The sequence below is a fragment of the Paenibacillus silviterrae genome (assembly GCF_030167925.1).
GTDB classification, from domain to species: domain Bacteria; phylum Bacillota; class Bacilli; order Paenibacillales; family NBRC-103111; genus Paenibacillus_G; species Paenibacillus_G silviterrae.
In genome coordinates this window covers 265,727-287,337 of the sequence record NZ_JASKUT010000002.1, presented here as the reverse complement: position 1 = coordinate 287,337, position 21,611 = coordinate 265,727, and the positions used below count along the sequence as shown (strand labels likewise).

At 47.3% G+C, this 21,611-nt stretch carries 18 protein-coding genes; 4 read left to right on the top strand and 14 right to left on the bottom strand.

The genetic code is table 11. The features are described from left to right. Nucleotides 1-204 precede the first annotated feature (204 nt). A complete protein-coding gene (locus QMO62_RS24995; RefSeq protein ID WP_284645224.1) occupies nt 205-1,320 on the bottom strand; it encodes a sensor histidine kinase in 1,116 nt (371 codons plus the stop codon). A gap of 32 nt (nt 1,321-1,352) precedes the next feature. Beyond that, the gene (locus QMO62_RS24990; protein WP_284645223.1) at nt 1,353-2,039 is read right to left on the bottom strand and encodes a response regulator transcription factor; all 687 of its coding nucleotides are present in this window, start codon (nt 2,037-2,039) and stop codon (nt 1,353-1,355) included. A gap of 398 nt (nt 2,040-2,437) precedes the next feature. Here QMO62_RS24990 and QMO62_RS24985 point away from each other — a divergent pair, with 398 nt between their 5' ends. From QMO62_RS24985 to QMO62_RS24975, 3 genes are read left to right on the top strand one after another with little or no spacing between them, the layout of a single operon-like run. Next, nucleotides 2,438-2,812, top strand: coding sequence for a VOC family protein (locus QMO62_RS24985; RefSeq protein ID WP_284645222.1), 375 nt, complete (start codon nt 2,438-2,440; stop codon nt 2,810-2,812). A 57-nt stretch (nt 2,813-2,869) separates the two neighbouring features. Continuing rightward, complete coding sequence (locus QMO62_RS24980) at nt 2,870-3,259, top strand: DUF6223 family protein (protein ID WP_284645221.1); 390 nt, start codon at nt 2,870-2,872, stop codon at nt 3,257-3,259. A 43-nt stretch (nt 3,260-3,302) separates the two neighbouring features. Continuing rightward, entirely contained in the window at nt 3,303-3,719 is a 417-nt protein-coding gene (locus QMO62_RS24975; RefSeq protein ID WP_284645220.1) for a DUF6223 family protein, read from the top strand. Nucleotides 3,720-3,868: 149 nt separating this feature from the next. On the opposite strand, the gene QMO62_RS24970 is transcribed toward QMO62_RS24975, so the two are convergent. After that, nucleotides 3,869-5,635, bottom strand: coding sequence for a glycoside hydrolase family 2 protein (locus QMO62_RS24970; protein ID WP_284645219.1), 1,767 nt, complete (start codon nt 5,633-5,635; stop codon nt 3,869-3,871). Between the two features lie 149 nt (nt 5,636-5,784). Between QMO62_RS24970 and QMO62_RS24965 the strand changes: the two genes are divergently transcribed. After that, a complete protein-coding gene (locus tag QMO62_RS24965; protein WP_284645218.1) occupies nt 5,785-6,690 on the top strand; it encodes an ArsR/SmtB family transcription factor in 906 nt (301 codons plus the stop codon). 91 nt (nt 6,691-6,781) lie between these two features. Here QMO62_RS24965 and QMO62_RS24960 read toward each other — a convergent pair whose 3' ends face one another. From QMO62_RS24960 to QMO62_RS24910, 11 genes are all read right to left on the bottom strand, one after another. Then, a complete protein-coding gene (locus tag QMO62_RS24960; RefSeq protein ID WP_284645217.1) occupies nt 6,782-8,149 on the bottom strand; it encodes an ABC transporter substrate-binding protein in 1,368 nt (455 codons plus the stop codon). A 203-nt stretch (nt 8,150-8,352) separates the two neighbouring features. Beyond that, nucleotides 8,353-9,696, bottom strand: coding sequence for a sialidase family protein (locus QMO62_RS24955; protein WP_284645216.1), 1,344 nt, complete (start codon nt 9,694-9,696; stop codon nt 8,353-8,355). A gap of 29 nt (nt 9,697-9,725) precedes the next feature. Beyond that, entirely contained in the window at nt 9,726-10,337 is a 612-nt protein-coding gene (locus QMO62_RS24950; protein WP_284645215.1) for a GDSL-type esterase/lipase family protein, read from the bottom strand. A 43-nt stretch (nt 10,338-10,380) separates the two neighbouring features. Next, nucleotides 10,381-12,105, bottom strand: a complete 1,725-nt coding sequence (locus QMO62_RS24945) for a type 2 periplasmic-binding domain-containing protein (RefSeq protein ID WP_284645214.1) — start codon at nt 12,103-12,105, stop codon at nt 10,381-10,383. A gap of 17 nt (nt 12,106-12,122) precedes the next feature. Then, nucleotides 12,123-12,998, bottom strand: coding sequence for a carbohydrate ABC transporter permease (locus QMO62_RS24940; RefSeq protein WP_284645213.1), 876 nt, complete (start codon nt 12,996-12,998; stop codon nt 12,123-12,125). Between the two features lie 15 nt (nt 12,999-13,013). After that, nucleotides 13,014-13,964, bottom strand: a complete 951-nt coding sequence (locus QMO62_RS24935) for an ABC transporter permease (protein ID WP_284645212.1) — start codon at nt 13,962-13,964, stop codon at nt 13,014-13,016. A gap of 140 nt (nt 13,965-14,104) precedes the next feature. Next, nucleotides 14,105-16,780, bottom strand: coding sequence for a sensor histidine kinase (locus QMO62_RS24930; protein WP_284645211.1), 2,676 nt, complete (start codon nt 16,778-16,780; stop codon nt 14,105-14,107). 21 nt (nt 16,781-16,801) lie between these two features. After that, nucleotides 16,802-18,367, bottom strand: a complete 1,566-nt coding sequence (locus QMO62_RS24925) for a response regulator (protein ID WP_284645210.1) — start codon at nt 18,365-18,367, stop codon at nt 16,802-16,804. A gap of 190 nt (nt 18,368-18,557) precedes the next feature. Beyond that, a complete protein-coding gene (locus QMO62_RS24920) occupies nt 18,558-19,202 on the bottom strand; it encodes an SGNH/GDSL hydrolase family protein (RefSeq protein ID WP_284645208.1) in 645 nt (214 codons plus the stop codon). A gap of 724 nt (nt 19,203-19,926) precedes the next feature. Beyond that, nucleotides 19,927-20,892 carry an ROK family protein gene (locus tag QMO62_RS24915; RefSeq protein WP_284645207.1) on the bottom strand — a complete coding sequence of 322 codons (966 nt, stop codon included), beginning with the start codon at nt 20,890-20,892 and terminating at the stop codon, nt 19,927-19,929. A 22-nt stretch (nt 20,893-20,914) separates the two neighbouring features. Continuing rightward, complete coding sequence (locus QMO62_RS24910) at nt 20,915-21,595, bottom strand: N-acetylmannosamine-6-phosphate 2-epimerase (protein WP_284645206.1); 681 nt, start codon at nt 21,593-21,595, stop codon at nt 20,915-20,917. Between the last annotated feature and the right edge of the window lie 16 nt (nt 21,596-21,611).

Here is a 21,611-nt window from a genome sequence, read left to right as displayed (position 1 = left end):
GAGGGGCGGAAAGAATCTGATTCGAATTCTGCGCAGAAACCGGGTGTGCCTCTTAGCCATTTCATGGCTTTGGGCACACCCTCTCGTTTGTTTTTTCGGCCACCTGCGCTATCACTATAAGTTTAATTTACCAGTTTTTAACAAATAGTTTAGGCGGCCCACGCGAAGGCGCGGGAGGTTTATCCGAGCTGCCGCCCCTGTTGTTCACTCCATATACATATCATGGCCTGTCGGCAGATAAACGGTAAATGTAGTACCTTCATTAGGCTGACTCGCAACGCGGATGAAACCGCCGTGGGCTTTTACAAAATGATGAACGATGGATAATCCGAGCCCCGTACCGCCTGTATGCCGCGAGCGTGCTTCGTCTACACGGTAAAATCGATCGAAAAGATGAGGAAGCTCTTCCTCCTTTATTCCGATGCCTGTATCGATCACCGAGACCTTTGCAAAGAACGCATCCCGATCAATGACCTTGTCCTTCACTTCGACCGTAATCTTCCCCCCGCCAGGCGTGTAACGAATCGCATTCGTCAGCAGATTAATAAAAACCTGCGTGATCCTTCTCGCGTCGACCATAACGGTAACCGACTTCGAAATTAGATGAAGGTGAATGTCCAATCCGTTTTCTTCCGCTTCGTATTTCACATCGTCTACGATTCGTTCCAGGAGTACCGTCAGATCGAGCGGTTTACGATCGAGCGACAACCGGCCTGCTTCGGCGAGCGACAAGACATGCAGATCATCTACCAACAGGCTCATTCGAATCACTTCATCATGAATCCGAAGCAGCATTTCCGGAGGGACATGCTGTCCGGCCTGCTGATAATTTTCCAGTTTAAGCTGCATAACGGACAACGGCGTGCGAAGCTCGTGAGCAACATCGGCCACCAATCTTCTGCGGGCTTCCTCGGCTTCTCGCAGGCGAAACGTCATATCATTGAACGTTCGGGCGACTTTCCCATACTCATCCTTCGTGTCTACAGGTACTTTGACGTTTAGATCACCCGACGCCACGCGCTCTATAGCGGCTATAAGCTTTTTGAGCGGGAGGGTCAGCACCCCTGATATCCAAAAACTGAATAACAAACCGATCGCAACAAAAAAGAACAAGCGAACGCCGTGTGTGACTTGAAGCAGCGCGTTCAGCTGCATGTTTTCCAGGAAAAAAGACTTAAAGATTTCAATTTGCTCCTCGGGCGCTGCGCGTAAATAGTTAGCATCGATTTGTTCCCTTTGAAATTCATCGAACAAACCGACTGCGTAGAATTGCGTTGTAAGGGAAAACGTGATACTTACAATGAACACGAGCAGTCCCATACAGGCAAATATTTTCATGCGGACCGTCATCTTCATGAACGTTCACCGAATCGATAACCGAAACCATATACCGTTTGAATATATCGAGGATCGGCAGGATCGTCCCCCAGTTTGCGGCGAAGATTCCGGATATGGGAATCCATTGTTCTTTCGTATCCCATGAACTCGTCCTCCAAAGCAGCCTTTAACAATTGCAATCGGCTAAAAACAATACCGGGACGACCCGCCAGTGTGAACAGAATTTTAAATTCGGTAGGTGTCAATTGGATTTCCTGACCGTCTTTGAATACCTGACATTTGGCCTCGGAAATGATCAAGTTATCTCTTTCCAAAAAAATCGGCCTGTCTTCAGGTCCGCGTAAACGGCGAAGTAGAGCTCGGATGCGCGAGGTGAGCTCGCGCAGGCTGAACGGCTTCGTCAAATAATCATCTGCGCCGATTTCCAGGCCGACAATTTTATCCGATTCATCCGATCGGGCCGTGACCATAATAATGCCGCATTGCGAGGTTTGCCTTAGTTCGCGGCATACGTCGATTCCGCTTTTCTCGGGGAGCATCCAATCAAGCACAACGAGGTCCGGCCGTTCAGACCGGGCAATGATGAGCGCTTCCTTACCGGTACAAGCGGTCAATACCCGGAACCCTTCCCGTTGCAAATACGTCTGCATCTCCTCCAGCATGCCCTGTTCATCCTCCACAAGCAACAGCTTCGGTTCCATTCCCATCACAACTTTCCCTTTAGTCTGCTTCCATTGACGAGACCTATATCGCTTACCCAAAATTATACCGCGATTTGTTTGGTTCTTAAAGAAATCCATGGAAAGAGAGGAAGATCTGCATAAGTTCTCGATATTTGTTGTGTAAACTTGGCTGTGAAAGGAGAGAAATATTGCGAAGAACAAGAAGGGCAGCATTGCCGGTTAAGAGAGCGAAGTTTGAACTCGGCGCGAAGGGGGTGGCGGATTTATCCTGCATTTCAAAGATGAGCAACTTATCCGGAAACCACAGTGAACCTAAAGTCGGGGATTGCATGCATAATTAGGAACCCGCGGATCAGGGCTTCTTATCGATAGTTGGTATATCTACGCCAGAAAAGAGAATCTAAGGAGGAGAAAGCATGGCCCCTATCAGGGTACGTTACATTGTCGACGATGTAGATGCGACAATCGCATTCTACACACAGCATCTTGACTTTATTGTCAAAGCACATCCTGCATCCGGTTTTGCCGTCTTGCAGCGAGGTGACTTGAATCTTCTTGTGAATGCCAAAAATGGTCAAGGTGGAGCCGCTCGAGCCATGCCGGATGGGCGAAAACCGGAACCCGGAGGCTGGAATCGGATTCAAATCGAGGTCGATGACCTAGGCGGCTTTGTCGAAACCCTGCGCAAAGCAGGCCTACGCTTCCGAAGCGATATTGTCACAGGTTTTGGTGGTAAGCAGATCTTACTGGATGACCCGGCAGGTAACCCCATCGAACTCTTCGAGCCTTAGAAGTGTTTGCTTAGCTGATTTTGATTAAACAAAACAACAAAGAGGAGTAATTAACAAATGAAAATGAAGCTAGTTTCATTCTTACTATTTTGTACACTTCTACTTGTACCAGCTATTGCCTCTGCTGAAGTGACAGACGGTAATATCGGATACGGTTTAACCCCCGGGCGACTCAGAACCATCGCGGCCGCGGTAGTGGGGCTGGTCAGCGTGGTCATCGGCGGGCTGTCTCTGGCCCGCTCCACCGGCAACGGGCGATCCAGAGCCATCGTAGCCGCGGTGGTGGGGCTGATCGCCATAGTCCTCGCCGGGCTGCATCTGGCTACTTCCACCGGCGGTTTCGGCACCGGCAACGGGCGAGCCGGGGCCATCGTGGCCATCGTGGTGGGGCTGACCGGCATGGTCCTTGCTGGACTATCTCTGGTCCGCTCCCGCCGTGCCGGCTGATCCGTTGAGATTGCAAAAACAATAAAGAGGAGTAATTAGAAAAATGAAAATGAAGCTAGTTTCATTCGTAATACTCTGTACAGTACTGCTTGTGCCAACTATTGCCTCTGCCGAAGTGACCAACGGTAATATCGGATACGGTATCGGATACGGGTTAACCCCATGGCGACTTAGGGCCCTTGTGGCCGTGGTGTTGGGTCTTATCGGCGTGGTCGTCGGTGGGCTGTCTCTAGCCCGCTCCGGCGGTCGTTTCGGCAACGGCAACGGGCGAGCTGGGGCCCTCGTAGCCATGGTAGCGGGGCTGGGCGGCATAGTCATCGCTGGGCTGCATCTGGCCAATTCCACCGGTGGCTGGGGCACCGGCAACGGGCGAGCCGGGGCCGTCTTTGCCATAGTGATCGGGCTGACCGGCATGGTCCTCGCTAGGCTAACCCTCGCCCGCTCCCGCCGCGCCGGCTGACCCGACCATGAATCTTTCTTTGTGGTCCCTATCCTTCCCGGGCGTGTTCCGTGAGTGCAGGGGCCGGTTAGGAGTAAGAAAAGCCACCTCACCGAAGCTAGTTCGGGAAAGTGGCTTTCTTGTTACATTCGCTTTACCGCTTAGGCACCTTAGTATTTCACCGGTCCATTAAAGATTTTCTTGATTTCCTCCAAAGGTGCCTTCGGCACGCGATCGTACGTTAGCAGCCCATTGATTTCCTGTTCTACGTCCGTTAACTGTGTATAGCAGATACCTTGAACATACGGGGACTGCAGGAACGGCTCTACTACGTCATGCAGCTTCTTGAGGAAGTCCTCTTCGTTCTCCGCACCGGAATATCCCCAGCCCTCCCAATCGCTCTTCTTGAAGGCAATCCCGCCGAACTCGGTAACCAGAATCGGCTGACCCTCATAGGCAGTCCCTCCGACAAGCACTTCACGGCGATGGGGCTTCGCCCCAAGCGTCTTCTCCAAAGTGGAATAACGCTCCTCCAGATCTTCCCTTTTCCAAGCATAGTCGTGGATGGTGACAAGGTCGGTGCTCATATTTTCCCATCCGTCGTTAGAGACGACAAGACGGGTTTCATCCAGCGACTTGGTCATATGATACATGGCCAACGTGTGCTGCTGCTGACGCTTGTCAACGAGGATATTAGGAACGCCCCAGCTCTCGTTAATCGGTACCCAGACCACAATACACGGATGGTTATAGTCTCTTTCAATCGCTTCCTGCCACTCCTGCGTCACTTTACGAACATAGTCCTCCGAGTAGCTGTAAGCGTTGGCCATCTCGCCCCAGACGAAATATCCCAGCTTATCCGCCCAATACAGGAAGCGAGGATCCTCAATCTTCTGATGCTTACGAGCACCGTTAAAGCCCATAGCCTTAGCCAGCTCGATGTCCTGCTTTAGCGCCTCATCGCTAGGCGCCGTCAGAATGCCGTCGGGGAAGTAGCCCTGGTCGAGGATCAGCCTCATGAAATAAACCCGGTTGTTCAGCATCACCTTTCCGGCTTCGACCGAAATTTTCCGCATGCCGAAATAGCTTTCCAGCATATCAACCGGCTTGCCGTCCACAAGCAGCGTGATCGTTACATCGTAAAGATTCGGCTTATGAGGTGTCCACCAGCGGCCTAACCCGTGATCGTTGAAATCATGCAGACCTATGGTTCTTGTCTCCTCTGCATGAGTGAAGCTAAATGTAGTGCTTGTGGAATATTCGTTCTTAAACCGAATATCGATTCGGGCTTCCACCTTCCTTCCCGCCGAGGCTTGATTCAAGAAGGTCCGGATTTGAATTTCGTTCCTATCGATATCCGGCTTGAATTTGAGTTTGGTTATGTAAAGCTCATTCACAGGCTCCAACCACACCGTTTGCCAAATCCCTGTAGTTCTTGTATAGAAAATGGAAGCGGAATTTTCCTTCCAGTACTGTTTCCCGCGGGGCAGCGTAACATCACGACTGAAGTCTTCCGCCCGAACCACCACTACATTGTCACCTGACCTGAGCGCCGAGGTAATATTGGCATGAAACGGCGTATGCCCGCCTTCATGGAAAGCAACCTTATGACCGTTCACCCACACTGTTGCCGCATAGTCAACTGCACCGAAATGAAGCAGTATTTGTCGGCCGGTCCACTCGGCAGGAACGGTGAAGCTGCGGCGATACCAAACCAGGTCGTGAAAGTCTGTATCTCCAATGCCGCTTAGTTTGCTCTGATAGGCAAAAGGAACCTGAATCTTCTTGGAGAAGCCTTGGGCTCCCAGCCCCCATTGCTCTCCATCACCAATTCGGTCATCATCGAATTCAAACTCCCATGCTCCGTTAAGATTCAACCATTGTTCTCTCACAAGCTGCGGACGCGGATATTCCGGACGCATGACTTCCGTTGTCATAGAAAACTCTCCCCTCGATAAATTAACCTTATTGTTAATATAATGATTACACAGTTAAATATTAGAGTGTGATATCTAAAAAGTCAACCAAAATGTTTATATGTTAACATATAAGTTATATAATCAAAGCTGACGGGAGTGATTATACATTGAAGCTTGACGTAACAACGAAGAATATGAACGTATTGGAGTGCTTTTCCTCCGAAACCCGGGTTCGGATCATCGAGCTGTTAAATGCTCGCCCATATAATATCGGTGAGCTCGCAGAGGCAACAGGCTTCTCGTCCGCCATCATTACCAAGCACATTCAGAAGCTCGAAGAGGCGGGAATTGTGCTCACAGAGAGCCTGGTGGGAAAGCGGGGCACCCAGAAGCGGTGCTCCTTGAAGGTTGACCAGCTAACATTAGTCCTTCGAACCGAATCTATGGAACAGGCCGCCGACCATAACCGATATACGGTGGAGCTGCCTATCGGGCAGTATTCCCGTTATGAGGTGAAGCCTACCTGCGGGCTGGCCTCCTTGGAGAAGCGTTTAGGAATGATGGACGACCCTCGGTACTTCGACGATCCTGAGCACACGAAGGCAGAGCATCTGTGGTTCGCAAGCGGTTATGTGGAATACCGCATTCCTAATTATTTGGTGGGTCGCGAGGAAGCCTCAAGTATTGCCATTTCCCTGGAGATTTGTTCGGAGGCTCCCAGATATAATGAAAATTGGCCCTCGGATATTACGTTTACGTTGAACAACGTGGATGTAGCCACGTGGACCTGCCCGGGCGACTTCGGCAGCAAGAGAGGCCAGTATACCCCGAGTTGGTGGAGAGATACCCAGTATGGGCTTCACAAGACAATATCCGTAACACGGGAGGGCTCATTCATTGACGGAGTACGCAGCTCTGATGCTCGCATAGACCAGCTCGGTATCCGAGTCGGCTCGGAGATCTTATTCCGAATCCAATGTCCCGAAACGGCCGTCAATTGCGGCGGAGTCAGCTTGTTCGGCAAGGGCTTTGGCAACTATCCGCAGGATATTCAGGTTACCATTACAAACTGAGATCAGTCCATAACCGACCGATCTCGAACCATACGGTCTCACTGTGTTAACTAGGAAGAGCAGCGTCCTTGAACGCTGCTCTTCTCTACTATTATTTATCCGCTTGCGTTTTAGCTTTCTTGATGGCTGCATCCGCTTTCGCAGCAAAAGAATCCAGTGCGGCCTTCCCCGTTGCTTCCGATGTTAATGCCCTTTGCAGCTCATGGAACCACAAGGCACGAATCTCACCATATCCGTCTGCGATCGTAGGCGGATCCGTTACGAATTGACGTGCCGTCTCAGCATAGTTGTACTCAGCGTCATTATAAAGTCCTACCACCGAGTTTCTGGCCGATATGCCGCCGGTCTGTATTAAGCTCTTCTTCCCATACTCGGGATCGTTTGCAATGAAATCAATGAATTTCTTCGATGCGGCAATTTTCTCCGGATTATCGTTATCGAACACCGCCATCCCGCCAAGATATGGCTCCAGCTTCGGCTTCGAGCCGTCTGCCGTTGGATAAGGCAAGAGCACGTCTTCGAACGGAGCCTTCTTAAGCGGCGCGTTCTGCGCTCGAAGCACAGCGGAATAATTGATGCTGAAGGCCAACTTGCCCTGAAGGAACAGGTCATTGGCGTCGGTAGCCGCAAGGGAGGCCGCACCGGTTACTACCAGCTTTTCCTTCATTCCCTTGACAATCCAATCCAAGGCATGTCCCGCCTGTTCGGTATTGATTGCAACCTTGCTGTAATCCTCCGTCAAGAATCGGGATAGGCCAAGGTTGGAGATATATGCGCGTGTACCTTGGTCTCCTGCGGTGCTCTTGGCGTAAAAGCCGGAGGGGATCACATCAGGCGCTCTATCTCGAACGGCCATTAGCGCTTTCTCATATTCGGCAAAGGTCCAGGTCCTGTCGGGACGATGCAAAGGGAGCAGGTCCACAGCGCCGATCCTTTCGAATACGGTCTTGTTTACCCCCATCATGAAAGGTGTCGTATTGATGGGATACATATAAAGGGTATCGCCCACCTTCGACTGCTTCCATAATGCCTCCGAAATATCGGCCTTCACTTCATTGCTGATCATATCATTCAGAGGTACCAGGAGCTTCTTTTTCCCCCAGTCGATAATCCGTCCGGGCGAATCATATATAACGTCAGGAGCCATATTGGATGCTATTGCCACATTCAGCTTCTGCGGTCCTCCTTCGAAGGTAAGCATCTCGAAACGGACTTTAATTTCCGGATGTTTCTTGGAAAAGGCGGCAATAAGCTGTTTCTCAAATTTACCGACCTCTCCGTCCAAAGGCTGATAATTCGGAAAGTTCCACCATGTAATCTCTACAGGCTTAACCGTCGTAGTTGCCCCTGCTTCTAAGCGGATATCTGCCTGCTTCTGATTGGATGTACAAGCAGCTAGTGACAAGCTAATCAATCCGATACTTATTAGAGAAGTGAAGGATTTATAAAAAACTGACATACAATTCCCCCTCCGTGACTTCCTTACGATGCAACATCACCTATGTTTAGCATACTATACGGAGGGAGAAATGAACATTAATTTTTCTGTTATTTTCGACAAAATTGCCGTGTTCTTCAACCCGCTTTACTTGAAAAGAGCTTTTGTTTGAGCCCTGAATATTGACCCTTCCTTAAGAAATTATTCGTGAACTGGAACATGTGTCAGCTCGACTTCAGCCAATCCAAAGTGAACTTAGTAAACCTCACGGTTATCGGTTTGTTCTCCGAGAAACTATAGTCACATTCATATACAAGCGCAATATCCCCATTCGCCAAAACCGTCAAACAGCAGTACGAGAAGGGCCCTTCATGGATCTGCTTGGAATATTTCCAGGTGCGGCCACCGTCTTCGCTTAGTCTGACCGTTCCGTTCCGGCGGTGTTCCGGGTCCGCCGGGTTGGCGAAAAGAACCCGCGTTTTCCCATCACCAAGTTCCGGATAAACAATAACGCTTGACTGACATGTCGGATCCACCAAATGCTCGTCATACTCCGTTTGGTTCCAAGTTTCCCCGCCATCTATGCTGGTCGCCACAGCCGTCCGCTTGAATTCCGAATGATTACGCATATATACCCGAATCTCTCCGCTAGGCAGCTCGATCAGTTGCGATTCGGTCAAGTCCGCGCCATCCAACTGGAGTGACATGGCATCCACCGTCACTCCATTGTATAGCCTACCGTCGTTTGGTGATGCGCCTCTGCACCATGTCGCCCCATGATCGTCGCTGTAAATTACAGCACATGACATCTTTCTTTCAAGATTTGAGAAATATATTGGGAAAATAAGTCTGCCTTGGTAAGCGCCATACTTCAATTGTATGCCTCTTCCCGGACAGGCTCCGATAAATTTCATCCAGGAATCTTTAATCCAAAAATTGAGATCAATCGGTTTTGACCAGGTCAATCCATCGTCTTCGCTCTTGATCATTTGGAGGAATGACGTTCTGGCCTCCAGCAGGCTTTCTTCGGGATGTGCCCCCTTCTTCAAATAAATATTGCCTTTGCCGAATCCATTAAGATGTACATTTCCTTCTTCATCAACTGTGTATGGTGTTAGATTCCCCTCCTGATCAGTTACATTGCCATTCGGAAGCAGATAGTAAACGTTACCTGCCCCGTCATGCAGAAGTCTGTTGCCGTGTTTGTCAAAGCCAGTTCCCGGTTCGCTTGACCATAAGCCGATACCTCCAGGAGTATGACAGAACAGCATCCAGATCGTGCCAGTCTCCTCGTCCTGAAGCAGGGCGGTATCGATCGCTGCCGCGCCATCTAATCCTTCTCCCGCATAAGATACTAAGGTCTGCACATCGCTCCACGTATCGCCATGATCCGTACTACGGCGAATTGCCGTATTGATTTTGTTTGGATTATCCCGGATGTTACTAATTCTCGCGTCGATACCGGCGATAACGGTACCTTTTGAAGTCGTCAGCAAGGATGGAATCCGGTAAGTCGCCGAACCGGCCAAGCTAGGGTAAAATAGTGCAATCGTCTCATTGTGGTCCATAGCCAGCTTCCCCTCGTTATTCCTTTTTTTCATTCGTTTACAAACGGCTTAATGACTTCGACCCATGCCAAATACCCTTGCCCGGATAAGTGGCACCCATCCAAGGTATACTTATCGTCCAGTTCATTTTGTTGTAAGAAATAGGAATATAAATCAATAAATCTCGTAGAGTACTTCTTCGCAAGCTCAGTTAGCTTGGCATTTACACACATCACATCTTCGTTATCGACTGGATGCTTAAAAACACTGTTATTCACGGGAAGCAAGCTCTGAATGTACAATATCGCCTCCGGCAAATCTGACTTTATTCTCAGCAGGATGGATTCGTAGTGATTCAGAATATGATCTGCATCCTTTTTGTCGTATACATCGTTAATACCCACCATTAGAAATATCTTACATGGCTTCAGGGCAATGATATGATCCAGCCTTTTCAATACGCCAATAGAACGGTCACTGTCAATTCCTCTATTGATTACCGTTCGATCAGGAAAAAATTCCTGCCATTGGGTACGCTGCGTCAGGCTGTCTCCCACGAAAACGATTGCTCCTTCTGAAGCGGGCAGCACATCGAACAAACTCATTCTGCTGATGTACATCGGAAACGACAAGAAGTCTAAGTTATCTTTCATTGGCGACATTGGTCGATCTCCTTTCCTTTCATTACTGTCCTGAGCCACATCATTATTTTTTACTTAGCAGGTCGGACACCTTCGGCGCCTTCTCAAGCTCGGACAAAATTTCTTTTCCGCCGCTGTTTAAATAGTTTTGCACATACTTATCCCATTCATTATCGATATCGATTTCCCCAACGATTGCCTTCATGCGGAATTCACTTACGATTGTCTCCAATTGACCTTTATATTTATTGTTGAGCTCAGTGTATTTCGTTTGGTTCAGCAAGTCCCATTTATAAGGCCTGATTTCCATCTTTTGCAGCACATCTGATCTGCCGAAGAATTCACTTCTCAACTTTGAAGTGGCTTCGCTCGTCAAATAGGTCGCCCTCTTATCATTGTACGTTCTGAAATTGTATCCCCAGAAGCCCATATTCCCTTCATTCTCCGGATACTCCTTATTCACCCTTAATTCAGATTTTTCGGGAGTCCCCATCCACGTGGAATGGGTACCGATTTCACCGTAGAGCGTCCATAAGGCATCGTCGTCAAAGTTGATGTAGTCGAATATTTGCAGGATACGAGCTAATTGTTCGTCCGTCACTTTCTTGGATATGTAAAAAGCGTCACCCAGGCGGTTGACCGGAGTATATGCCCCCTCCCCTTGTTGCCCGTTCGGGCCGATCTCGGGAGCGGTTACAAGCAATTTGACGGAAGCGTCCTTCTCCACCAGATTTGCCGGAGCGCGGCCCTTTGTCCAAGTATCCATACCCACATAAGCTGGTTGCGCCGAATAATATCCGCTCTTTCCGAGATTGTACTTATCCCAGCTCTTATTCACGTTAATTGTCGTCCACTCCGGATCCAGCAAGCCTTCTTTGCTCCATCTGGCCATCATTTTCAAAAACTGCTTATATTTTTCAGAGATTTCCGCTGCTGTCACCTTCCCGTTCTCCTCCAGATTATAGCCACCTGCCACGCCGTATGCTCCCAAAAGCGTTGCTGCCCAATTTGTGAAGTTGCTATTGAACGGCAGCATGCCATACGTATCGTTTTTGCCATTGCCGTCCGGGTCATTACGAGTAAAGGCCTTCAGGATTTCTTCCGTCTGCTCCAGCGTGTACGCCTTATCGGTGAAGTAGATCCTTTCCAGACCGCCACTTGTCCCAATGGGCTTGATCTCACCTGGCGGCTTGATCCCTAGTTTCTCAAGCCAATCTAACCGGAATGTCGGAGTCCAAACCAATGCTTTCGTATTCCCCAAATTTCCAATGAGAGTTAAATATTCGTCTTTTTTTCCCGGTGCCAAATTCATCTCCCACCCGGGTGAATTCTCATCCAGCATTTTGGAATAATGCGGTGCATATTTCTTTAGCATCTCCTTCGGAATCGTTCTCGTCAGCCCGTTATCATAATATTCCAATGCTGACAAGGTTCCCGCAGTAAAGGAGAACGTATCCGGCATGTCCCCCGAAGCAATTAGCAGCTGTACCTGATCCTTGTTGAACGTATCAACCTTTATGTTGGTGATCTTGATGTTGTATTTTCCCTCAAGCTTCTTCTGCACCCAATTGCCGTCTTCAATCTTCCCTCTGGTGAAGGACCCGGATAGCTTCAAATTCAACGGTTTGGCAAAATCGCCCGGTACCGGCAGACCCGAGTTTTGGTCTCCATTGTTCGTACTTCCGGACGCGGAATCTCCTGTCCTGCTCTCGCCATTGCAACCGACCAGGCCAAGAACCAAGGATCCTGCCAATACGGCCGATAATAAAACATGAAAGCGCCTTTGCATTTTAGTACCTCCTATAATTATCCTTTTAACGAACCAATCATAATCCCTTTAATAAAATACTTTTGCGCGAAAGGGTACACGAGAATTATAGGACCAATGGAAATCATGACGGTTGCTGCACGAACGTTGCTAAGAAGCAAATCGGCGTTAGCCATCCCTCCACCACCGCCGAATTGCGTCTGAGACAAATCGAGGGCGACCATCATTTGCCTGACCACCATTTGCAGCACGGTCTTGGATGGATCCCGAATGTAAATCATGGCGTCGAACCACGCGTTCCAATGCCCTACAGCAGCCCATAACGCAACAGTTGCAATCACGGGCTTCGACAGCGGGATCATGATTTGGGTCAGAATCTTGAAATAACCGGCCCCGTCCATGAACGCCGACTCCTCCAACCCTTTATCAATCGTCATCAGATAGTTGCGCATCACAATAATTGAGAATACATTGACTGCACCGGGCAAAATAAGCGCTAGCTGATTGTCAAGCAGCCCCAAGTTTTTGATCAATAAGTAGTTAGGAATCAACCCCCCCGAGAAGAACATCGTAATCAAGAAAAAAGCGGTGAAGAAATTTCGGAAGGGCAGATCCTTTTTGGATAGAGGGTAAGCCACGAGCAGGGTAGAAGCGACGATTAACAACGTGCCAAATGTAGTTCGAACGATGGTGTTCAGGTAAGCTACTAAGATATTCTGGTATGTAAACACGAATTGATAAGCGTCTGTAACCCACCGACTGGGCCATATATGAAATCCAAGCGCAGAAGCATCGTCGGCATTTGAGAAAGAGAGAACGAACGTTTGCCAGAACGGATAGATAACGGCAATTGAAAATAGACTAATCAAACTAACATTGAAAAGATCGAATAAAGAAAACTGCTTTTTGCGCAAGGTTGTTCCTCCTTTCTACCAAATGCCATGTTCGCTTCGCCTGCGAATGATCGCATTCGCTCCCAAAATAAGAATTACACCTACCACATTTTTGAACAATCCGACAGCAGCTGCATAGTCCATTTGGAACTGTTCAAGACCTTTCCGATAAACGTACGTATCTATAATATCAGCTACTTCGTATACAAGCGGATTATATAGGTTGAGGATTTGGTCAAAGCCTGCATTTAGAATATTGCCCAAGCTTAGAATAAATAAAATGACGATCATCGGAATCAACGACGGGATAGTAATATGAATCATCTTTTTGAATCGTCCGGCTCCATCCACATCTGCCGCTTCGTAAAGATCCGGATTGATTGATGAAATGGCCGCCAAGTAAATAATGGCCCCCCAGCCTATTTCTTTCCATACATCCGTCAGCACTAGAACCGGTATAAAAAAAACTTTGTCCGACAAAAAGTTGATTGGCTGTCCCCCCAGTGAATGGATCATATAGTTGATAATGCCCCTTTGGGGAGAGAGCACCTCGGCCACCATGGAACCGAGAATGACCCAGGACATAAAGTGCGGCAAGTACGAAACCGATTGAGCCACTCTTTTAAACAGAACATGCTTCACTTCATTGAGCAATACTGCCAGCACAATGGGAGCCGGAAAGGACACAATCAGCTTCAAAATACTAATGATGAGCGTGTTCTTCAATGCCCGTAAAAAGAGAGTATCGCGAAATAAACTTTTGAAATGCCCGAAATTGTTCCACTGGCTATCCCAAATTCCGAGTCCCGGCGAAAATTTCTTGAACGCTACCAGGATGCCGTACATCGGTACATAGTGGAAGAGAAAAAGCAGCAGCATCGGCAGCAGCAGCATGAGGTATAGCGCTTTCATTTTTTTCGCGCGAATCCAGTTGCTGTTACGGGTCTTGAGAATTTGCTGTTCTGTTCGCTGTAGACCGATGTTCATTATAAGGTAATCAACTCCTTTCGTTATTTTAGGAAAACGCTTACGAAGTAATTATAAAAAAAATAATAATCATAAAGTTTAACAATCTACAGGTGTTATAGCATTATCTTAATATGATTTGTTCTTCATGCCGTTTGTTGTTATGCCGGAAGCAAAATCGTCACCATCGTTCCTTCACCGTATATGCTGTTAATGTACAAGCCGTAAGCTTCGCCAAAATGGAGCTTGATCCGCGCGTTCACATTGTAAATCCCCGCTTTTGTGGTCTCGGAATCAGAGAGCCGGGCGCGTACTTCCTGTAATTCTGCCTCCATCATTCCGGCCGCATCATCCTTGACGACAAGGCGGATGGAATCCCCTTCCTTGCAGCACCAGATTTCTATGGTTACATGTTTTCTCGCCTTTCGGGCCCCGTGATGAAGAGCATTCTCAATAATTGGCTGCAAAATAAGCTTCAGTGTTTTGCAATCCAGCACTTCATCGTCAATATGCCAGACGCAATGAAAGTTGTGGTATCGTTGAGACATAATGCCTGCATAGGTTTTGGCATACGAGATCTCTTCGCGAATCCGGATCATATGTTCCCTATTTGTGATATAACGAAATAATCGGCTCAACGAGCCTATCATGTCGACAGCTTTGTCCGTTTCATGTATCTCAACAAGATGAAGGAGATTGTCCAATGTGTTGTAAAGAAAGTGTGGATTGATTTGCGATTGTAAGGCGATCATCTGAATTTCCTTCTTCTCATACGCCAGCTTGATCCGTTCTTGACTTGCAACTAGCGTTTCTTGAACGAGGTCGTCGATTCTGCGGATCATTCGGTTAAAATTGCTACCCAGCAAATCCACCTCCTCGATTCCGGACATTCGATCGAAGAGCAACTGTCTGCCCCTCCCGAGCTCGTATTCGCCTAGCATTCTATTTAAGCGACCAAGCGGGGTGAGCATCCTTTGCGACATGTAGTATGAGAGCAATAGCATAAGAAGGAATATGAGAAATAGAATATATGAATCATTGAGAAACAGGTTGACGACTTGCCGCTGCACTTCCGAGTAATTATATCTAGATATAAATTTCCATGGAACCCCAGAAATGTCTTTCACATATACAAAGTATTTCTTGTTATCAGGCGCGTTTGAATCGAATATCGTTCCGACCTGACCGCTAATCGGATGCGATATGATCCGTTGATCCCGATCCACAATAAACCCTTCACTGCCGTTTTGCCTGAACTCGGCATACAAATTGGAACCATAGCCGCTATCCAATTCAACCGTAACGTAGCCTGCGACCTGCGGATACTTATCCAATTGAATCATCGGCATTCCAAGCTCGATGGATACACTGCCATGATCGTCCTTCGTCAAGTGATACCCGATCACTCTTCCAGACGATTTTAATCGCTCGTAAAACTCTGGATCCATTTTTTTTGCTTGCTTATACCGACTAGAGAACATTAGTTTATTAGAGGGATCATAAATACTTATCGTACTCCGGTTATGTCCAAGGAAATAGTTTTCGTTTTGAAGGTTTTTCTGCAGCTTATCCATATTATTCGAGAGAATGTCGTCCTGAATGGTTTTATCCATGGAGATGCGGGCCATAAGTACCTCGATCCGGTTCATATCGTTCTCAAGAAGACTATACGTTTTTTCAAACAGGGATTGATGACCTTTCTGCAAGTCATCGGCGACGATTTGTGACGATTTCCAGTAAAATATTGACATGAATACGATTAGCGGCAGCAGGATCGTTGTAATGAAATAAATAAGGAAGCGATCTCTTAAATGTAAATGCCGAGTTCGAGTCGTTAGCTCCGTGTAATAATTCAGGTTGTCCTTTGAGATATCGTACGATTGAAATAATGTGATTAATTTATATACGGGATAGAGCACCTTGCTCGAGATGACGCGGGATGAAACAAAGGCGACTACAAACGTCAGTAAGCAGGTAACAGCAATCAGCCGGATCATGAGGAAAAGCTGTTCGTGATAAAAGTCCATTCGATCGACATAAAGCAACCGGAAATCTTGAAAAGGAATCGACGTCTCGTGCTCTTCCAGCCCGTTAGCAGCCTGATCGGTCTGGTTTCCTCTATAGATGAAATGGCCATTCGAGTCGAATAGCGTGAAGTTATCGTTATAAGGAAGACTTTCCTTGAAATAGTTCATATTCAGCAGGATCAATAAAATTCCTTCATGGGCCCCGGTGCGGTTCGTCAAGTTTGCTGCAAAAAACATCCGCTGGTCCAACGACTGCATGGCCTGCGCCAATGCCATTGAGGGCTCGTTTCCCTCTGGGGGAACGAGCCTCTCGGACGCCTCCCCAAGCAAAACCAGATTGGATTCTTTATCCGGTTCGCTTTTTAGCATGATACCGTTAAGTTCGAAGTCCAAATACGTGTGATCGGAACTAAACTGACTTTGCGGCGTCACAACCAGAATGGAATCAATGAGTTCGTTTTCTTGCACGAGGCTTTGTAAATATTTTTCAAAATGAATCGACAACATGTATTTCTCCAGCATACTTGTACTGCTACTACCCAAGCCTTGTGTATAGCCGAGAAGTCTCTCATTTGATAGTACATTGTTTAGCATGAAATAAACGTTACTGAAGCTGGAATTAATTTCGAATGAAAGCTGATTCATTCTAGTAGTAACAATAAAATGCTTCTTCTCCTCGATAAAATGCTTGATCTTAAAAAAGAAAACGCTGCTTAATAGCAGCATCAATAGGAGCACGGCCCCAAGTGAAACCAACATGAGAAAGTTTCGGAACGAGATTCTCTGTAACCGGTGGAATACTTGAGCCATGACCAGCCTCCCGCGGTAATATCAAGTAAGATCGGACCTAAACTCAAGAGGATTGGCCCCTGTCACTTTCTTGAAAACCTTAATAAAATAGGAATAATTGTGAAACCCGACTGCGGCACAAATATCCTTTATTTTGCAATCTTTCTTCCGAAGTAGCTCCACCGCTTGCCACACCCTTACTTCATTGACGAAATCGATAAAATTTTGTCCAGTTTCTTTCTTGAAGATAGAACTGAAGTAGGACGGATGAATATATAGCCTTTGAGCCATGATTTCTAAAGTAATCTTTTCGTTGAAGCAGCTAAGCACATGCTGTTTGGCAAGTTGTACGTACCGATTCCCGTCTGTAGGTCCCTGTACTTTAGCATGGTCCAGAAATGTCTCCAAGGTCACTTTTATCCATTTCTTCAAATCGGCGAATGTTTCCGCTCTGTAAATCTGTTGCAATGCTTGCTTCTTATCTAAAGCGCTTACTTGAAGCCGTCTTTCTTTTGCCTTCATCAGTAAAGAGAGGATAAACTCCGAGAAGGTGATCTGGACTTCCTCCAAACGTAGTTTACCCCGCTCCACAGCATCAAAAAAGTCCCGGAGAAGGTGAGCGGTTTCGCCCTTGTTTTGAGATAAAATGGTTTGAATCAATTGATTCATTACGACACCAAGATGCTCGTTTAACTGTTCTTTACTGCTTTCTTCTGAATGAGAGACAGTGATATCCTGATAAAAAATGACGGAAGCAAATTCATCGAAAAACTTTTGGCTGAGCGAATATATCGCTTGATTAAAGGAAGTGCAAATATGCCCTGGATCTTCCACCATACTCCCGATCCCGATGGAAAGCATGCATTGTTTGCCGTATCTCGACATCACCGACTCTTTGACAGTATCAGAGAACCTCTCGAATTTTCCCTTCAGTTCATATTTGCTGATAGGTCGGGTATCATGAATGAATAACACTAAGTGGTTGCCGTAGAACAAGACGCGAGTACTGCTTTCCATCCAGAATTCCGCTGATATTTGCGTGATGAACTGCCGGATACTCAATCCTTGGTCTTTCTCGAATTGTTTATCGAACGAGCAAACTGCAATTCTTTTGTAGTTGTGTAACCATGGAGTATGATGCTGATGTACAGGTTCTCCTTTTATTAGAGCGATAAGCGAAGCCTCTTCGCGCGCACCCGCTTCGGATATCTTATCTTTGGCAATCGACTCGTCCTTTTTCAGTTCGAGCGCGATCCCATGCATAACGTTGGTAAAATCCTCTTTCATGAGAGGTTTCAATAAGTATCCTTTTACTCCATACCGGATCGCATCTTGCGCGTATTTAAAATCGTCGTAAGCGGAAAGAATGAGGATCTTAATTTGAGGATATGAAGCCTGTATTGCTTTTGCTAACTCGATTCCATTCCATTCCGGCATAAGTATATCCGTCATTACTACGTGTGGAACATATTGTTTGACTATATTCATCGCTTCCAAACCATCTCCTGCAGAACCTATCACTTGAAATCCAGTTTCGTTCCAGGGAAATGAGTTCACTAATCGATCTCTAATATTTTTCTCATCGTCTACGACTAGAACTTTATACATACATCCGTCCCCTGACCAAGGTTTGCGAATATCGGACTACGGGATTCAGCGCGAAGAATGATGAAGAGCCCCTTGGAGCCAGAACATGCTGATTATCATGTTATCGTCTGATCGGGGTCTTCAACATATATTATATGGGCAATAACTCTAGGATTTAGGTAGTGGAACCATTTGAATTGCTGCTGGCTTATTATTGCCGCGAGTCTCGCTTCACCTGATGCAGCATGAAATCAGCCATTTTTCGGTGTCCATCCGCATCCAAATGCATATAATCAATTTCATTCATCGCAACCTGATCCCTTGCATCAGCAAAATGAATGCCGCTGCCCTTAAGCAAAACGGCCAAATGGCTCGAAAGTTCTTCTGATTTTTCACTGCAGTTCAATCCCATGGCACTACCAACTCTACTGTCTATGTATTGCGGACCTATTGGGGCCGGGCAAACTACAAGAACCTCTGGTGTCTTCCCATTTCTTCCTGCGGCAATTCCCTTTGCTTTCACAGCAAGTCTGGTGATGCCTTGAGCGATATTGTATGAAGTTACACCGAAGCGTTGCTTCGTATCGTTTGTCCCCAGCATAATGATGACCATGTCTAGAGGCGCATGAGACATCATGCACGGATAAATATAATTGAACCCGGATAAACCCTCAAACAAAGGATCCTCGAATACGCTTGTTCTTCCCGGAAGACCCTCCTCTATAACCCGATAAAAGCTGCCGAGAAGATTGGCCAGAAGACCTGTCCACCTTGTTTCTTCATCGAACCTTGAATCCGTTTCAGCATCATAGCCCCAAGTATTGGAATCTCCAAAGCATAAGATCGTTTTTTTCATAGGTTTGTCCTTCCATCACTTTATTATTAACGCCAGATCTTTCATTTCCCATTGAGATTCATTAACTTTACGCTGCTCACTACTCGGAACGGTGCTTAGACATCCAGAGTACTCTTGCTTGTTATACAACATTCCTTTCTCAATTGGTGGTAAGGAGACAAGTGTTCTGTGCTCAATATCGTGCTCATGCATCCATTACATCCTTTCATAAAAAACACAGACCTTATTTTATCTTACGCCTTGGGGAGACAACCGAACATCCCCATCGTTTTACTTTTTGGATATGGCCTTTTTTTGACTTCTATGCCTTCATCCTTTGAGGAGATAAAGGACTAAATGATCGTGCCATCATTAATACATCCGTACCTGCACATTAAAGCCAAAAAAGAAGGGGTCGCCCCAAAAGTAGAAATATTACTTTGGAGGAACATCCCCTTCTTTATTATGACTGGTTCTTTTCAAACAATAACAGAAGCGGTCGCCTATCCGTGAATAGTTCAAGATGGTCATATTTTTTCACGAACTCAAACCCCTAGGGCTTCAGATTTATTCAGAATATTCCCAGACCTGCAATGCAGCTCCAAACATACCGCTGATCATTTTCTCCCTGCGTTTTCTTTCTATTGTAGCAAAATGTCGACCGGACGCAATGAATAGGAGAATCAAAATAAAATCGCCCCGATGCAGTTTCATTTTGCACGCGGGACGATATTTTCTTCTTTATTTACTCGTTGTATTCCCAAATTTGCAAAGCGGCCCCAATCATACCGCCCCAATTGCCACGGTATGCGGGTCTTATTTCTACCCCTTGCCTCAGAGATGACATCGTTCTCTTGTCCACCTCTTGCCGTAAACCTTCAAATAGGGCTTCTCCTGCCTCGGCTACACCACCGCCAATGACAATCAACTCTGTATTAAAAGTGTGTATTAATGTCGCGATGGCAGAACCTAACGCAGCGAGAGCGTCCTGCATGATTTCAGTAGCTACAGGGTCCCCACCATACCAACGGGCAATGACTTCCCTTGTATCGATACTCTCTTCCGGCGTTCCGCCCGCCGCCAGTCGCTCCCTCATACGGCGCGCAATGCTGGTGCCCGACGCGTAGTGCTCCAGACAACCTATCCCCCCGCAGATACAGGTTTCTCCCTTGAAGTCGACGGACATATGTCCAAGCTCTCCAGCTCCGCCCCACGCCCCATGTACAAGACGGCCATTCACAAGAATCGCGCCGCCAACACCGGTACCTACGGCCAGGCAAATCATGTTTTGTATGTTCTTGCCTGCGCCAAGCTTCTTTTCCGTCAATGCAAGCACGTTCACATCGTTGTCAACCTCTACGGGAAGCTGAAACCGATCCTCCAGCAGCTTCTTTAACGGCGTGCCCATGTAACCGGGAATGAGATCCGAAGAGAAGCGAATACTCCCGTCGTTGCGATCTACCTGGCCTGCCGTCCCTACACCGATCCCCTTGATACGGAGATCCGGCCGATGTTGCAAGGCTTCAGTCAAGAGACCTTGTACCGCCTCCTGTATGCGAAGCGCAGTACTTACCTCTCCAGCTAGTGTGCTTAAACTGAAGGAATGTAACACATCGCCCTTACTGCTGATGACTCCGGCGTTAATCTTGGTACCGCCTACATCGACCCCAATGGCGAATGGAGATAACGGATCCAATAATGAGCGGTTCATCGCCATCCCTCCTTCCCTTGCCTTACATGCTACTCAATGCCTTAACGTATCGGGCCGTCATCAGCTGCGGCCTCGTTATCGCGCTGCCTACAACGACATATCCGGCTCCCGCAGCCATTGCTTTAGCCGCATCTTCCGGTGTCCAGATCCGCCCCTCTGCCACAACGGGGATTCTCACCGATTGACACAGCCTTGCCAGCAGTTCAAAGTCAGGCTCCTCCTGCTGAGGACTATAAGGGGTGTACCCTGAGAGCGTTGTTCCGATCAAGTCTACACCTAGACGCTCTGCAGCAATTCCCTCTTCAAAGGTGGATATGTCCGCCATCACGGAGACCCCATGGAAGTGTGCATATTCAATTAGGGGGACTACTTGCTCCAGACGGTTTTCCCGATCCGTAATATCCAATGCTACGATATCTGCGCCGGCAGAGACGATAGCCTTCACTTCTTCCAGCGTCGGTGTGATAAAGATGTCAGATCCCGGAATATCTCTTTTGATAAGACCGATAACAGGAACATCCACTTCTTGTTTAATTTTTATAATATCGTCAATGCCGTTGGTACGAATGCCGATGGCTCCGGATTGCACAGCCGCTCTAGCCATCTTGGCCATGGTATCGCCGCCATGCAGCGGTTCGTGCTCCAGCGCTTGGCAGGATACGATCAATCCGTTCTTGGGAAGCTTCTTCAACATCTTTTCCATAATAGTACGCACCTTT